This window comes from Nostocoides japonicum T1-X7, assembly GCF_001046855.1.
Classification (GTDB): Bacteria; Actinomycetota; Actinomycetes; order Actinomycetales; family Dermatophilaceae; genus Nostocoides; species Nostocoides japonicum.
Genome location: NZ_HF570958.1, coordinates 1,657,599 through 1,672,382, shown reverse-complemented (window position 1 = coordinate 1,672,382; position 14,784 = coordinate 1,657,599). Strand labels below are relative to the sequence as shown.

General features: G+C 69.8%; 10 protein-coding genes. 9 read left to right on the top strand and 1 reads right to left on the bottom strand.

Annotated features, from left to right (window positions below):
- Positions 1-90: 90 nt before the first annotated feature.
- The 9 genes from BN12_RS07480 to BN12_RS07440 all read left to right on the top strand — a co-directional run bounded on the left by BN12_RS07480 (position 91) and on the right by BN12_RS07440 (position 13,740).
- Positions 91-1,563: an aldehyde dehydrogenase family protein gene (locus BN12_RS07480; RefSeq protein ID WP_048551362.1), complete on the top strand. Its 1,473-nt coding sequence runs from the start codon at positions 91-93 to the stop codon at positions 1,561-1,563.
- Positions 1,560-3,305: a choline dehydrogenase gene (gene betA, locus BN12_RS07475; protein WP_083454485.1), complete on the top strand. Its 1,746-nt coding sequence runs from the start codon at positions 1,560-1,562 to the stop codon at positions 3,303-3,305. Before BN12_RS07480 ends, betA begins: the two co-directional genes overlap by 4 nt.
- A 3-nt stretch (positions 3,306-3,308) precedes the next feature.
- Complete coding sequence (locus BN12_RS07470) at positions 3,309-4,343, top strand: quaternary amine ABC transporter ATP-binding protein (RefSeq protein ID WP_048551361.1); 1,035 nt, start codon at positions 3,309-3,311, stop codon at positions 4,341-4,343.
- A complete protein-coding gene (locus tag BN12_RS07465; RefSeq protein ID WP_083454484.1) occupies positions 4,340-6,364 on the top strand; it encodes an ABC transporter permease in 2,025 nt (674 codons plus the stop codon). Before BN12_RS07470 ends, BN12_RS07465 begins: the two co-directional genes overlap by 4 nt.
- Before the next feature lie 60 nt (positions 6,365-6,424).
- The gene (locus tag BN12_RS07460; protein WP_048551359.1) at positions 6,425-7,396 is read left to right on the top strand and encodes an ABC transporter substrate-binding protein; all 972 of its coding nucleotides are present in this window, start codon (positions 6,425-6,427) and stop codon (positions 7,394-7,396) included.
- Positions 7,397-7,525: 129 nt separating this feature from the next.
- Positions 7,526-9,181, top strand: a complete 1,656-nt coding sequence (locus tag BN12_RS07455) for a BCCT family transporter (RefSeq protein ID WP_048551357.1) — start codon at positions 7,526-7,528, stop codon at positions 9,179-9,181.
- Between the two features lie 283 nt (positions 9,182-9,464).
- Positions 9,465-12,017 (top strand): GcvT family protein, encoded by a 2,553-nt coding sequence (locus tag BN12_RS07450; protein WP_048551355.1) that lies wholly within the window; start codon positions 9,465-9,467, stop codon positions 12,015-12,017.
- Positions 12,017-12,790: an electron transfer flavoprotein subunit beta/FixA family protein gene (locus tag BN12_RS07445; protein WP_048551353.1), complete on the top strand. Its 774-nt coding sequence runs from the start codon at positions 12,017-12,019 to the stop codon at positions 12,788-12,790. The genes BN12_RS07450 and BN12_RS07445 overlap by 1 nt, the downstream gene beginning before the upstream one ends.
- Entirely contained in the window at positions 12,787-13,740 is a 954-nt protein-coding gene (locus BN12_RS07440) for an electron transfer flavoprotein subunit alpha/FixB family protein (protein WP_048551351.1), read from the top strand. Before BN12_RS07445 ends, BN12_RS07440 begins: the two co-directional genes overlap by 4 nt.
- Before the next feature lie 172 nt (positions 13,741-13,912).
- Here BN12_RS07440 and BN12_RS07435 read toward each other — a convergent pair whose 3' ends face one another.
- Positions 13,913-14,779, bottom strand: coding sequence for a PHP domain-containing protein (locus BN12_RS07435; RefSeq protein WP_048551348.1), 867 nt, complete (start codon positions 14,777-14,779; stop codon positions 13,913-13,915).
- Positions 14,780-14,784 lie beyond the last annotated feature (5 nt).

Here is a 14,784-nt window from a genome sequence, read left to right as displayed (position 1 = left end):
ACCTTGACCCGAGCGACGGATCGCGCCATTGTGTGTTGCGTCATACACGCAGTAGTTGCGCCATGAGCAACGCCTGGAACCGGAGGTCTCGTGCCTGACCTGTATATCGACGGCTCGTGGGTCACCGCCGAGGAGGGCGGCCGGCGCACCATCACCTGTCCTGCCGACGGCACTGTCGTCGCCGAGGTGGACGAGGGCTCGGAGGCCGACAGCCTCGCCGCCGTCGCCGCCGCGCGCCGTGCCTTCGACGAGGGGCCCTGGCCGCGGAGCCCGATGGCCGAACGCGGGGCGCTCCTCGCCCGGGTCGCCGACCTGCTCCAGCGCGACAAGGCGGACATCGCCCGCGCGGAGTCCCTCGACACCGGAAAGCGTTACGTCGAGAGCGAGTTCGACGTCGACGACGTGACGAGCGTCTTCCGCCACTACGCCGGGTTCGCGATGAGCGGCGGCGAGGGTGGCCGCGTCGTCGACACCGGCCGCGCGGACGTCGTGAGCACCGTCGTCCGGGAGCCGGTCGGGGTGTGCTCGCTCATCACGCCGTGGAACTACCCGCTCCTGCAGGCCTCGTGGAAGGTCGCGCCGTGCCTCGCCGCGGGCAACACCTTCGTCCTCAAGCCGAGCGAGATCAGCCCGAGCACGACGATCCACCTCATGCGCCTTCTCGAGGAGGCGGGCCTGCCGTCCGGCGTCGGGAACCTCGTCCTCGGAGCCGGCGGCGCCGTCGGCGGACCCCTGTCCGGCGACCCCCGCGTCGACCTCGTCTCCTTCACCGGCGGACTCGTGACGGGTCGCCACCTCATGGTGGCGGCCGCCCCCACGGTCAAGCGGCTCGCCCTCGAGCTCGGCGGCAAGAACCCCAACATCGTCTTCGCCGACGCGGACCTCGAGGTCGCCCTCGACATGGCGCTGACCGCCGTCTTCCTCCACTCCGGACAGGTATGCAGCGCCGGCGCCCGGCTCGTCGTCGAGGAGTCGGTCGCGCAGGAGTTCGTCGACGACCTCGTCGAGCGTGCTCGGCAGATCCGGCTCGGCGGGCCCTTCGACGAGTCGGCCCAGACCGGTCCCCTGACCTCGGCGGCGCACCGCGACAAGGTGGAGGCCTACGTCGCCCGGGGCCTCGAGGAGGGCGCGCGGCTGCGGTGCGGCGGAGCGCGACCGGACGGCGGGGCATACGAGAACGGCTTCTACTACCTGCCAACGGTTCTCGACCGGTGCCGGGCGGACATGTCCGTCGTCCAGGACGAGTCGTTCGGGCCGGTGCTCACCGTCGAGACGTTCGCGACGGAGGACGAGGCGGTGGCCATCGCCAACTCCTCGGTCTACGGCCTCGCGGGCGCGGTGTGGACCGCCACGGCGGGCAAGGGGGAGCGCGTCGCCGCCCGGCTGCGGATGGGCACCGTGTGGATCAACGACTACCACCCCTACGTGCCGCAGGCCGAGTGGGGCGGCTACAAGCAGTCCGGCAACGGCCGCGAGCTCGGGCTTGTCGGCCTGGAGGAGTACCAGGAGACCAAGCACGTGTGGCACAACATCGCACCGACCGTGCAGGGATGGTTCGCATGAGCGGGCTCTCGGCCGCTGCCCGCGTCCGGCACAAGCTCGGCGCGGACGTGCCCGACCGGGTCGACATCGTCATCGTCGGCGGCGGGTCCGCCGGGTGCGTCCTCGCGAACCGGCTGTCCGGGGATCCGGCGACCTCGGTCCTCGTCCTCGAGGCGGGGCGGAGCGACTTCTCCTTCGACCCGCTCATCCACATGCCGGCAGCTCTCCCGTTCCCCATCGGGAACCGGCTCTACGACTGGAAGTACGAGTCCGACCCGGAGCCCTTCATGAACGGCCGGCGGGTCTACCACGCCCGCGGCAAGGTCCTCGGCGGCTCGAGCTCGATCAACGGGATGATCTTCCAGCGCGGCAACCCGATGGACTACGAGCGCTGGGCGTCCGACCCCGGGATGGACAGCTGGGACTACGCCCACTGCCTGCCCTACTTCAAGCGGATGGAGACCTGCCTCGCCGGTGCGGACGAGTGGCGCGGAGGATCGGGGCCCCTCGTCCTCGAGCGAGGTCCGGCGAACGGACCGCTCTTCGGCGCCTTCTTCGAGGCCGCCCAGCAGGCCGGCTACCCGCTGACCGACGACGTCAACGGCTACCGGCAGGAGGGCTTCGCCGCCTTCGACCGCAACGTCCACAAGGGTCGCCGGCTGTCCGCCGCGCGGGCCTACCTCCATCCCGTCATGGACCGACCGAACCTCCACGTCCGCACGCTCGCGCTGACGACACGGATCGTCGTCGAGGGGACGCGAGCCGTCGGCGTCGAGTACGAGCACCTCGGTCGGCACCACACGGTCCGGGCGGGCGAGGTCATCCTCTGCGGCGGGGCGATCAACTCCCCCCAGCTGCTCCAGGCATCCGGCATCGGCGACGCGAAGACGTTGGAACCGCTGGGGATCCGCACCGTCGCCGACGTGCGCGGCGTCGGCCAGCACCTCCAGGACCACCTCGAGGTCTACATCCAGTATGCGAGCAAGCTCCCGGTCTCCATCGCCGACGGGCTCACGTGGTACCGCCGTCCCGGGCTCGCGGCCAACTGGCTCTTCTTCAAGAGGGGCCTCGGCGCGACGAACCACTTCGAGGGCGGCGGCTTCTGCCGCTCCAACGACGACGTCGACTACCCCAACCTGATGTTCCACTTCCTGCCGATCGCGATCCGCTACGACGGCAGCTCGCCGGTCGAGGGTCACGGCTACCAGGTGCACATCGGCCCGATGTACTCCGACGCCCGCGGCAGCGTGACGATCCGGAGCGCCGACGTCCACGTCAAGCCCTCGCTGATCTTCAACTACCTCTCGACCGACCAGGACCGGCGCGAGTGGGTCGAGGCGATCCGCGTCGCGCGGAACATCCTCACCCAGCCCGCGTTCACGCCGTTCAACGCCGGGGAGATCTCGCCGGGACCGAGCGTCGAGACCGACGAGGAGATCCTCGACTGGGTCGCCAAGGACGCCGAGACGGCGCTCCACCCGAGCTGCACGGCGCGGATGGGCCTCGACGACGAGTCGGTCCTCGACCCGACGTCGATGAGGGTCCACGGCGTCGAAGGACTCCGGGTCGTCGACGCCTCGGCGATGCCCTACGTGACGAACGGCAACATCTACGCGCCGGTCGTCATGCTCGCCGAGAAGTCCGCCGACCTCATCGCGGGCAACACGCCCCTGCCCCCCTCGGACGCGCCCTGGTACAACCTGCGCGCAGGCAGCCCCCTGTGGCCGCCGACCACCCGGAAAACCGCCCACTCGGAGGTCTGAGAGATGACCCAGCCCGCCCTGCAGGTCCAGTCGCTGTGGAAGGTCTTCGGCCCCAAGGCGGAGAAGCTCGTCGGCACGCCCGACCTCGAGCTCTCCCGCAAGGAGCTGTTGGCCAAGAGCGGGCACGTCATCGGCGTGCGCGACGTCTCCTTCGACGTCGCGCCCGGCGAGGTGTTCGTCGTCATGGGCCTCTCGGGGTCGGGCAAGTCGACGCTCGTGCGGCTCATCACCCGGCTCATCGAGCCGACGTCCGGCACCGTCCTGCTCGACGGCGAGGACATCACCGCGATGAACGACGATGCGCTGCGCGACATCCGCCGCAAGAAGGTGTCGATGGTGTTCCAGCACTTCGGCCTGCTCCCCCACCGCAAGGTCATCGACAACGTGGGCTTCGGCCTCGAGGTCCGCGGCGAGGACAAGGCCGCGCGGCGATCGCGAGCCCAGGAGATGGTCGACCTCGTCGGCCTGTCGGGGTACGAGACCAACTACCCCGACCAGCTCTCCGGCGGTATGCAGCAGCGCGTCGGCCTCGCGCGCGCCCTCGCGAGCAACCCCGACATCCTCATGTTCGACGAGCCCTTCTCGGCCCTCGACCCGCTCATCCGGCGGGACATGCAGAACGAGGTCGTCCGCCTCCACGAGGAGGTCGGGAAGACGATGGTCTTCATCACCCACGACCTCGCCGAGGCCCTCAAGCTCGGCGACCGCATCCTCATCATGCGCGACGGCGAGATCGTCCAGATCGGCACACCGGACCAGGTCGTCGGCGCGCCCGCCGACGACTACGTGCGCAACTTCGTCAGCGAGGTGCCCAAGTCGCACGTGCTGACCCTGAAGTGGGTATGCCGTCCGGAGGTGCCCGGGGAGCAGGTGTCCGACCGGACGCTCCCGTCGGGCACGATCATCCGCGAGGCGGCCCGCGCGGTGCTCGACGCGCAGGGCCCGGTCCGCGTCGTCGACGACAACGGCCAGACCGTCGGGATCGTCGACGACGAGGACATCCTGCGCGTCGTCGTCGCCGAGGAGGAGTCGGCATGACGGCGACGGCGACCGACGCGGCCGCACCCGCGCCCGATCAGGGACCGGGCCCGACGCTCGAGGAACAGCCGATCGTCGAGTACAAGAACCGGCGGATCCCCCTCAAGCTGGCGATCATCGCCGCGGTCTGGGTGCTCGGTTGGTTGCTGCTCCGCGGGAAGATGACCCTCTCCCTGCCGTACGCCGAGCTCAACGGCTTCATGAACTGGCTCAACGACGTCTCCGACAAGGTCGGCGACTGGCAGCAGACCAACTTCTTCTTCCACACCGTCCTGGGCAACATCGTCACGTTCATCAACGACGTCGTCGCCTGGCTGCAGAAGATGCTCTCCACGCCGCCGGGCGCGCGGCCGACCCCGGAGATCGGCTGGCTCGGCGTGACGGCCATCCTCGGCTGGGTCGCCTTCGCCGTCGCCGGTTGGCGGTCGACGATCCTCGTCGTCGTCACCCTCCTCCTGTTCAACGTCCTCGACATCTGGACCGACGGGATCGACCTGCTCATCGTCACCGGGCTGTCGGTCCTCGTGTCGGTCGCGATCGGCCTGCCGCTCGGCATCTGGATGGCTCGGCGCAAGCGGGTCAGCGCATTCTTCACGCCGATCCTCGACATCATGCAGACGATGCCGTCGTTCGCCTACCTCGCTCCGCTCGCGCTCTTCTTCGGCATCGGCCCGGCCTGCGCCATCGTCATCACCCTCATCTACGCCCTGCCGCCCGTCGCCCGGATCACCGAGCACGCGATCCACGGCGTCAGCGAGTCGACCGTGGAGGCCTCCCGCTCGCTCGGCGTCACCAAGGGTCAGTTGCTGCGCCGGGTCCAGCTGCCGATGGCCCGCCGGACCATCGTCGTCGGCATCAACCAGTGCACGCTCGCCGCCCTCGCGATGGCGACGGTCACCGCCCTCGTCAACGGACCCGGCCTCGGCCAGGACGTCATCCAGGCCCTTCAGGCGCTCAACGTCGGCGACGCCTTCGTCGCCGGGTCCGGGATCGTCCTCGCGGCCATCATGCTCGACCGGACGACGACCGCGGCCAGCGAGCGGGCCGAGCGGGCGGCCCGCCGCGGCTCCGGCTCGACCCTGGCCCCCCGGACACGTCAGCTGCTCCTCCTCGGCACCGCGGTCGTGGCACTCGTCCTCGCATACCTCTCCCACCTCTACCTGTGGGCCGCCCAGTGGCCGGACAAGGCGACGATCGGCAGCGACGTCTCCTCATGGATCAACGACGCGACGAACTGGGTCGTCAACACCTTCGACGTCATCACCTCCTTCGTCAAGAACGTCGTGAGCTACGGCCTGCTCAACCCGCTCCAGTCGCTGTTCTCCAACGTCCCGTGGTGGCTCATGGCGGCCGTCCTGCTCAGCGTCGCCGCGACCCTCGGCGGCCGACGGGCGCTCGCCGCGACGGCCATCTGCGGCGCCATCATCCTCGGCACCGGCCTCTGGTACGACTCGATGCAGACGCTCGCGATGACGATCGTCGCGACCGTCCTCACCATGGTCGTCGCGATCGTCCTCGGGGTCGCGATGGGCCGCAGCGGGCGGGCGGACCTCGTCGTCCGCCCGGTCCTCGACACCTTCCAGACGATCCCCTCCTTCGTCTACCTCGTCCCCGCCCTCGCCCTCTTCGGTGCGAGCCGGTTCACCGCCATCGTCGCCGGCGTCCTCTACGCCTTCCCCGTCGCGACGAAGCTCGTCGCCGACGGCATCCGCGGCGTGTCCGAGACGACGCTGGAGGCGACCCGCTCGGTCGGCACGACGACGTGGCAGACCATCACCAAGGTGCAGGTCCCGATGGCCCGGCCCGGGCTCATCCTCGCGACGAACCAGGGACTGCTCTACGTCCTGTCGATCGTCGTCATCGGGGGTCTCGTCGGCGCCGGGAGCCTCGGATACTTCGTCGTCGCCGGCTTCTCGCAGCAGAACCTGTTCGGTAAAGGTTTCGCAGCAGCCATAGCCATCACCGCGATCGGCGTCATGCTCGACCGCATCATGAGGTATGCCGCCGCCCGGCAGGAGTGAACGGCAGCGGATCCGAAGACGACCGAACGCCGCCCCTGGCGTCGGAGAGAAGGAGACGACATGAGTCGGACAACAAGGCGCCGGATCGGCCTGGTAGCGGTCGGCGCGACCGCTGGGCTCGTCCTCGCCGGGTGCGGCGGGGGAGACATCAACTCCGCCGGCGGCGGCAGCTCGTCGGGGGGAGCCAAGTGCGGCACCTTCAACATCGCGGTGAACCCATGGGTGGGCTACGAGGCGGACGCCTACGTCGTCGGGTACGTCGCGAAGACGAAGCTCGGCTGCGACGTGAAGTACACGAACGTCAAGGAGGAGATCGCCTGGCAGGGCATGAACGCCGGGACGGTCGACACGGTCCTGGAGAACTGGGGGCATCCGGACCTCGTCAAGAAGTACATCACCCAGGCCAAGACGGTCGAGGACGCCGGCCAGACGGGCAACATCGGCGTCATCGGGTGGTACGTGCCGCCGTGGCTCGCGACGGCCCACCCCGACATCCTCAACTGGCAGAACCTCAACAAGTACGCCAACAACTTCAAGACGTCCGAGTCCGGCGGCAAGGGCCAGCTCCTCGACGGCGACCCCTCGTACGTGACGAACGACGAGGCTCTCGTGACCAACCTCAAGCTGAACTTCAAGGTCGTGTATGCGGGGTCCGAGACCGCGCTCATCACCGCCTTCCGGCAGGCCGAGAAGAACAAGACGTGGCTCATCGGCTACTTCTACGAGCCGCAGTGGTTCCTCTCCGAGGTGCCGTTGAAGAAGGTCTCACTGCCCAAGTACACCGAGGGCTGCGACGCGGTGGCCTCCAAGATCGCCTGTGACTACCCGGAGTACAAGCTCAACAAGCTCATCTCGGTGAAGTTCGCCAACTCCGGATCACCGGCCGTCGGCCTCGTGAAGAACTTCAACTGGACCAACGACGACCAGAACCTCGTCGCGAAGTACATCGCGGGCGACAACATGAAGCCCGAGGACGCCGCGAAGAAGTGGGTCGACGCCAACCAGGACAAGATCAACGCCTGGATCAAGTAACCGTGACGGTGGGCTGCGTCCCCCGGACGTGACCTTCTGTGACGTCCGGGGGGCTCGGCATACCGGCACATCGGCATCATCCGCAGGTCACGGCGCCCCTTCAGCAAGGGCGCCACGAAGGAGGGAACCATGTCAGCGACCACCGAACCCGACACGCGACCACCCGACGCCGAGTCCCCGCGCCATCGGCATCCCGTCACCGACCTGCTCGTCTTCGGGGTCGCCGCCGGGCTGGCCGCCCTGTTCGTCCTCTACGGCTCGCTGCAGAGCGAGTCGTTCGCGAAGAACGGCGGGGCGGTCCTGTCGTGGATCACCGGCAACCTCGGCTGGCTCTTCGTCCTCGCGAGCGCCTTCTTCGTCGCGTTCTCGTTCGTCCTCGCATTCTCGCGCTACGGCAACGTCAAGCTCGGCCCGGACGACTCGGTGCCCGAGTTCTCGACGTTCTCGTGGGTGTCGATGATGTTCGCGACGGGCATGGGAATCGGCCTGATGTTCTACGGCGTCGCCGAGCCGCTCACCCACCTCAACACGCCGCCCATGGGCATGGCGGAGGCGGGGTCGGCCGACGCGGCGCACCTCGCGATGGAGTACACCTTGTTCCACTGGGGGCTGCACCCGTGGGCCATGTATGCCGTCATCGGCCTGACGATCGCCTACTTCGCCTACCGCAAGGGCACGGGCAACCTGATCAGCGCGACGCTGCGCCCCCTCATCGGGTCGCGGGCCGACGGGGGCACCGGCAAGGCCGTCGACATCCTCGCGATCCTCGCGACGCTCTTCGGCTCGGCGACCTCGCTCGGGCTCGGTGCGCTCCAGATCACCGGGGGCCTCGCGAACGTGTTCGGGCACGCGAAGTACGGCACGACGGCGGCCGCGCTCGTCATCGCCTTCCTCACCCTGTGCTTCGTCGTCTCCGCGGTGAGCGGCATCGACAAGGGCATCAAGTGGCTGTCGAACGCCAACGCCGTCGCCGCCGGGCTGCTCGTCCTCTTCCTCTTCGTCGTCGGCCCGACCGTCTTCATCCTCTCGACCTTCACCGAGTCCATCGGCGGCTACCTCACGCACCTGCCGGCGATGAGCTTCCGGACCGGCGTCTTCGGCGGCGCGGAGTGGATGGGCGGCTGGACGATCTTCTACTGGGCCTGGTGGGTCTCGTGGACGCCCTTCGTCGGCATGTTCATCGCCCGCATCTCCAAGGGCCGCACGATCCGCCAGTTCGTCGTCTTCGTCATCGCCGTGCCGAGCCTCGTCAGCTTCGTGTGGTTCTCGATCCTCGGTGGCGCCGCCTTCGACCTCCAGCTGAGCCAGGGCAAGGACATGGCGGCCCTCGTGGCCGAAGGTCTGGAGACGACGCTCTTCACGACGCTGCGCGACTTCCCCCTCTCGACGGTCACCGTGGCGCTCGCCGTCTTCCTCATCGCCATCTTCTTCGTCACCGGCGCCGACTCGGCCTCGATCGTCATGGGCATCCTGTCCCAGCGGGGCCACGAGGAACCGGTGCGCTTCATGGTCATCTTCTGGGGCGTCGCGACCGGCGCCATCGCGACGGTCCTCCTCTTCGCGAACGGGCTGGAGGCCCTGCAGATCGGCGTCATCATCATCGCGACGCCGTTCCTCCTCGTCCTGCTCGCCATGTGCCTGTCGCTGTGGAAGTCTCTGCGGGCGGAGACGTTCGAGTCGACCCTCCGCGCCCCGCTCCGCCGGCACCTCCAGGAGCACGACCTCGAGGGCGTGGACCTGCACCACCACGTCGACCACACGAAGGAGCCCAACACCTACCCCTGAGACCCACCCTGTCGCTCCCGTCAACCCCACTCCCCTCGCCGGTCCCCATGCCGCTTTATCGGGTCACCCCGGAACACTGAGCTTCACCCGGGTTCCCTTGTCGGGTGAAGCTCAGTGTTGTCGGGTCACCCGATAAAGCTGGCGCTCGGTCAGCAGGCCGCGAGACCCGTCTCAGAAGCGCGGAAGGGGGTTTTGCCGGACGGGCCGGAGGAGTAGGCTGCGGCCACGCGTTGCTTATCGTGCATCGCGTTGCGCAATACGCACCACTGAGAGGAACTCGCGCATGGCCGCCCTCCCCGCGAAGGCCCAGGTCGTCGTCATCGGCGCCGGCATCGTCGGCAACTCACTCTGTTACCACCTCGCCGAGCTCGGCTGGACCGACATCGTCCAGCTCGACAAGGGCCCGCTGCCCAACCCGGGCGGCTCGACGGGTCACGCGAGCAACTTCATCTTCCCCGTCGACCACAGTCGCGAGATGTTCGACATCACCGCGGACTCGGTCCGCCAGTACCAGGAGCTCGGCGTCTTCACCCAGTCCGGCGGCTACGAGGTCGCAAGGACCGAGGAGCGGATGGAGGAGCTGCGCCGCCGGATGACCAGCGCCAAGGCGTGGGGTGTCGAGGCCTCCCTCGTGACGCCGGAGGAGGTCGTCGAGAAGGTTCCCTTCCTCGACCCCAGCGTCATCGTCGGCGGCTTCTGGACCCCGAGCGTCGGCGTCGTCGACTCGCTCCGCGCCGGCACCATCATGCGCGAGCGCGCCCAGGAGAAGGGCGCCCTCACCGTCGTCCCGACCGTCGAGGTCACCGGCATGACGGTCGTCGACGGGGCGATCAAGGCCGTCGAGACGACACAGGGCACCATCGAGGCCGACACCGTCGTCATCTGCTGCGGCGTGTGGAGCCCCAAGCTCGCCCGGATGGCCGGGGCCCACATCCCGCTCACCCCCGCCGTCCACCAGATGATCTCGGTCGGCCCCTGCGAGGCCCTCGCCGAGCGCCCCGGCGAGATCTCCTTCCCCATCGTCCGCGACATGGACACCTTCTGCTACGAGCGCCAGGTCGGCTCGGACATGGAGGTCGGCTCCTACGCCCACCGGCCCATCCTCTGGGACCCCGAGGACATCCCGAGCATCGAGCAGGCCAAGCTGTCGCCCACCGAGATGCCGTTCACCCAGGACGACTTCGACCCGCAGCTCGAGCAGGCCCTCGAGCTCATGCCCGAGCTGCTCGGCGACGAGCGGGCCGAGATCCGGTATGCCATCAACGGCCTTCTCTCCCTGACCCCCGACGGCTTCCCCATCCTCGGCGAGACGCCCGAGGTCAAGGGCCTCTGGTCGGCCGCGGCCATCTGGATCAAGGAGGGCCCGGGCACCGCCAAGGCGGTCGCCGAGTGGATGACGCACGGCAACCCCGGCATCGACCTCGGCCACTCCGACATCGCGCGCTTCTACCCGTTCCAGCGGACCCGTGCGTTCGTCAAGGAGCGCACGAGCGAGGCGTTCAACAAGACGTACGGCATCGTCCACCCGAGCGAGCAGTGGACGGTCGCGCGCAACCTGCGGCTCGCGCCGATGCACGACGCCCAGAAGGCCCTCGGCGCCGTCTTCTACGAGGCGGCCGGCTGGGAGCGCCCGCACTGGTACGCCTCCAACGAGAGCCTCCTCGCGGCATACGACGAGGACCAGCTCATGCCCCGGGCGGCGGAGTGGGACTCGCGCTGGTGGAGCCCGATCATCAACGCCGAGCACCTGCGGATGCGCGAGACGGCGGCCATGATCGACCTGACGGCCTTCGCCATCTTCGACGTCGTCGGACCCAAGGCGCTCGACGCGGTGCAGCACATCATCGTCGCGCAGGCCGACGTCAGGGTCGGACGGGTCATCTACACGCCCGTCCTCGACGAGCGCGGCGGCTTCCGCTCCGACCTCACCGTCATGCGGCTCGGGCACGACCACTTCCGGGTCGTCACGGGCGGTGCGCACGGCATGGCGGACAAGAAGTGGTTCGCCGACCGGATGCCGGAGGGCGCCACGGTCGTCGACCTCACCTCGTCGTGGACGACGATCGGCCTCTGGGGCCCGAAGGCGAAGGAGATCCTCTCCTCCATCACCCGCGACGACGTGAGCAAGGAGGCCTTCGGCTTCGGCACGTGCCGGGAGATCGAGATCGGCGACCTCATGGTCCTCGCCTCGCGGATCTCCTACGTCGGCGAGTTCGGGTGGGAGCTCTACGTCCCCATCGAGCTCGGCGCCGCCCTGTGGGACCGGGTCTACGAGGCCGGCCGGCCGCACGGGCTCGTCCCCGCGGGCATCGGCGTCTACGCGACGACCGGGCGCATCGAGAAGGGCTACCGCGCCTACGGTTTCGAGCTCGACACCGAGCGCACGCTCACCGAGACCGGCATGGAGCGCAAGAAGCTCAAGGACGCCGACTTCATCGGCAAGGAGGCCCTCCTCGCCCAGGCCGGCGAGCCGCCGAAGACCGTCCTGTGCTCGCTCACCGTCGACGACCACACGTCCTCGACGGGCGTGAAGCGCTACATGCTCGGCGGTGAGCCGATCCTCAAGCGCGACGGCACGCCGATCGTCGACGGCCACGGACACCGGCCGTACGTCACGACGGCGGGATCGGCGCCCAGTCTGCGCAAGCACGTCCTCATGGCGTTCCTCCCACCGGAGGAGGCCGTCGTCGGCAACGAGCTCGCCGTGTCGTACATGGAGGAGCTCTACCCCGTGACGGTCGCCGCCAACGACGCCACGCCCCTGTTCGACCCGGAGAACGCCAGGATCCGTGGCGTCGAGGCCCCGGCCGAGCCCGTCACCGTCGGAGGTGCCTGATGAGCAACATCCTCGTCTGCGTCAAGCGCGTCCCCGACGCGAGCGGTGAGGTGACGCTCACGCCCGACGGCATGGGCGTCGACGGCCGCTACAGCGGCTACACGACCTCCAACCACGAGGAGGCGGCCGTCGAGATCGGCGTCCAGGTCGCCGACGCGACCGGTGGCCAGGTCACCGTCCTCAGCCTCGGCACCGAGGACTCCGTCGAGCAGCTCCGGTCCGCGCTCGCGGTCGGCGCGAAGGACGGCGTCCTCATCGAGGCCGAGCCGGATGCGTACGGTCCCGCCGACATCGCCGAGGCGATCGCCGACGTCGTCCGGGCGCGGGCGGAGGCCGGCACGGCATACGACCTCGTCCTCCTCGGCAACGACGCGGCGGACACCGGCGACTTCCAGGTCGGCATCCGGCTGGCATACCTCCTCGACCGGCCGGTCGTGACGGGCATCCAGACGGTGACCGTCGACGGCGACACGGCCGAGCTGCGCGGCGACAGCGGCGAGGGCGCCGAGGTCTACGAGGTCCCGCTTCCTGCCGTCGTCACGGTGCTCGAGGGTGGCGTGAACCCGCGGTACCCGAGCGTCATGGGCCGGATGAAGGCCAAGAAGGCGCCGGTCGAGACCGTCTCGCCCAAGCCACCCACCGTCGGGAGCGGTCGTGTCGCGCTGACCGTGCCGCCTCCCCCGCCCACACAGGTGACCATCCTCGGGGAAGGGCCCGGCGCCGCCGCGGCCGTCGTCGAGACCCTCAAGCAGCTCGGAGTGGTGCCGTCATGAGCCTTGTCATCGTCGAGGTGGAGAAGGGCCGCGCGGCCCTCGTCTCCCGGGAGACCCTCACCTTCGCCCGCGGCGTCGAGGGCGCCGGGGAGCTGCACGCCCTCGTGCTCGGGGACGCGACCGACGACGTCGTCGCAGACCTCGCCGAGCAGGGCGTCGCCGTCGTCCACGTCGCTCCCTCGGCGCCGGAGCGGTATGCCGCGGCCGCCTGGGCGACGATCACCGAGGCCGCGCTCGCGGCGTCCGGTGACGACCTGCTCCTCGCCGCCGGCACGCCCCGCGGCAACGAGGTGCTCGCCCATGTCGCCGCGCGCCGCGGCGTCCCGATGGCGGCGAACGTCGTCTCCATCGCGTCGCCGTCCCCGCTCCACGTCGTCCGGCAGGTCGTCGGCGGGGCGGCGCTGGAGGAGATGTCGCTCTCGGGGGACCTGCGGGTCCTCACCGTCGCCGGTCACGCGGTCGAGCCGGAGGCCGCCACGGCCCCCGGCGCCGCCACGGTGACGCCCATCGAGGCGACCCTCGGCGACCGGGACCTCGTCGCGCAGGTCGTGCGCGTCGAGGGCAAGGACGGTGGCGACACCTCCGCCCTCACCGGCGCGAAGGTCGTCGTCGGCGCCGGTCGCGGTGCGGGCGGCCCCGACGGGTTCGACGAGGTCATCGCGCTCGCCGACCGGCTCGGCGGCGCGCTCGGCGTATCCCGGGTCGTCACCTCGCTCGGCTGGCGGCCGCACCACGAGCAGGTCGGCCAGACCGGTTCGCGGATCAGCCCGGACGTCTACATCCCGTGCGGGATCAGCGGGGCGATCCAGCACTGGGCCGGCTGCTCGTCGTCGCGGACGATCATCGCGATCAACACCGACCCGGACGCCCCGATGGTCACCAAGGCGACGTATGCCGTCATCGGCGACATGCACGAGGTCGTCCCGGCGATCCTCGAGGCCCTCGGCTGACCTACGTCCCCAGGTCGTCGCCCGAGGCCGCGCTTCCCCGGCTTCACCTCGCACGTGCCGAGAAGATGTCGTCCTACTCGTCGGTAGGGGACAACAACTCGGCACGTGCGGGAGCGGGCGGGGCTGCGCCCGGGGCACGTGCGGAAACGACGGGAGACGGACGAGCGAAGGGTCAGGGCGCGGCGGGCCCAACGACCTCGAGGCCGCTCGTCGCCTGGGCGAGGAGCGCCTCGAGCACGTCGGGCGAGGTGGTGCGCTCGGCGAGGCGGTTCGGCTTCCCCGCGCCGTGGAAGTCGCTCGAACCGGTCACGAGGAGATCGAACCGCTCCGCGAGCTCCCGAGCGTGGGCAGTCTGGTCGGGGGTGTGGTCGGGGTGGTCCGCCTCGAGACCCGCCAGCCCCGCCGCGACGAGCCGCTCGATGACCGGGTCGGCGACGACCCGCCCGCGGGACTCGGCGAACGGGTGAGCCATGACGGGCACGCCGCCCGCCGCCCGGATGAGGCGCACGGCATACACCGCGTCGAGGGCGTAGTGGCGCACGTAGTAGGGGCTCCCCCGCCCGAGGAAGCGCTCGAAGGCCGCCGTCCGGTCGGGGGCGAGGCCCTTCGCGACGAGCGCATCGGCGAGGTGCGGCCGCCCCACGGTCGTCGACGATTCCTCGTCCGTCTGGGCCATGACGTCGGCCATCGTCACCGGTATGCCGTCGGCCGCCATGAGCGCGACCATCCGCTCCATCCGGGTCGTCCGGCTCGTTCGCGTCCGGTCGAGCTCCGCGACGAGCTCGGGCATCGTCGGGTCCGGCAGGTAGCCGAGCAGGTGGATGCTGATCCGGGCGTCGACGCACGAGATCTCGATCCCGCGGACGAGCCCGACGCCGTACTCCCGAGCCGCGTCGACCGCACCGTCCCAGCCGCGGAAGGTGTCGTGGTCGGTGAGCGCGAACGTCGTCAGTCCGGCTTCCGCGGCGGCCCGGACCACCTCGCCCGGCGACAGGGTGCCGTCACTCGCGGTGGAGTGGGTATGCAGATCCACGAGCACCCGAC

Coding starts and splice junctions, on each gene's coding strand:
- betA (WP_083454485.1), top strand. CDS start 1,560: ATGAGCGGGCTCTCGGCCGCTGCCCGCGTCCGGCACAAGCTCGGCGCG.
- BN12_RS07470 (WP_048551361.1), top strand. CDS start 3,309: ATGACCCAGCCCGCCCTGCAGGTCCAGTCGCTGTGGAAGGTCTTCGGC.
- BN12_RS07465 (WP_083454484.1), top strand. CDS start 4,340: ATGACGGCGACGGCGACCGACGCGGCCGCACCCGCGCCCGATCAGGGA.
- BN12_RS07460 (WP_048551359.1), top strand. CDS start 6,425: ATGAGTCGGACAACAAGGCGCCGGATCGGCCTGGTAGCGGTCGGCGCG.
- BN12_RS07455 (WP_048551357.1), top strand. CDS start 7,526: ATGTCAGCGACCACCGAACCCGACACGCGACCACCCGACGCCGAGTCC.
- BN12_RS07450 (WP_048551355.1), top strand. CDS start 9,465: ATGGCCGCCCTCCCCGCGAAGGCCCAGGTCGTCGTCATCGGCGCCGGC.
- BN12_RS07445 (WP_048551353.1), top strand. CDS start 12,017: ATGAGCAACATCCTCGTCTGCGTCAAGCGCGTCCCCGACGCGAGCGGT.
- BN12_RS07440 (WP_048551351.1), top strand. CDS start 12,787: ATGAGCCTTGTCATCGTCGAGGTGGAGAAGGGCCGCGCGGCCCTCGTC.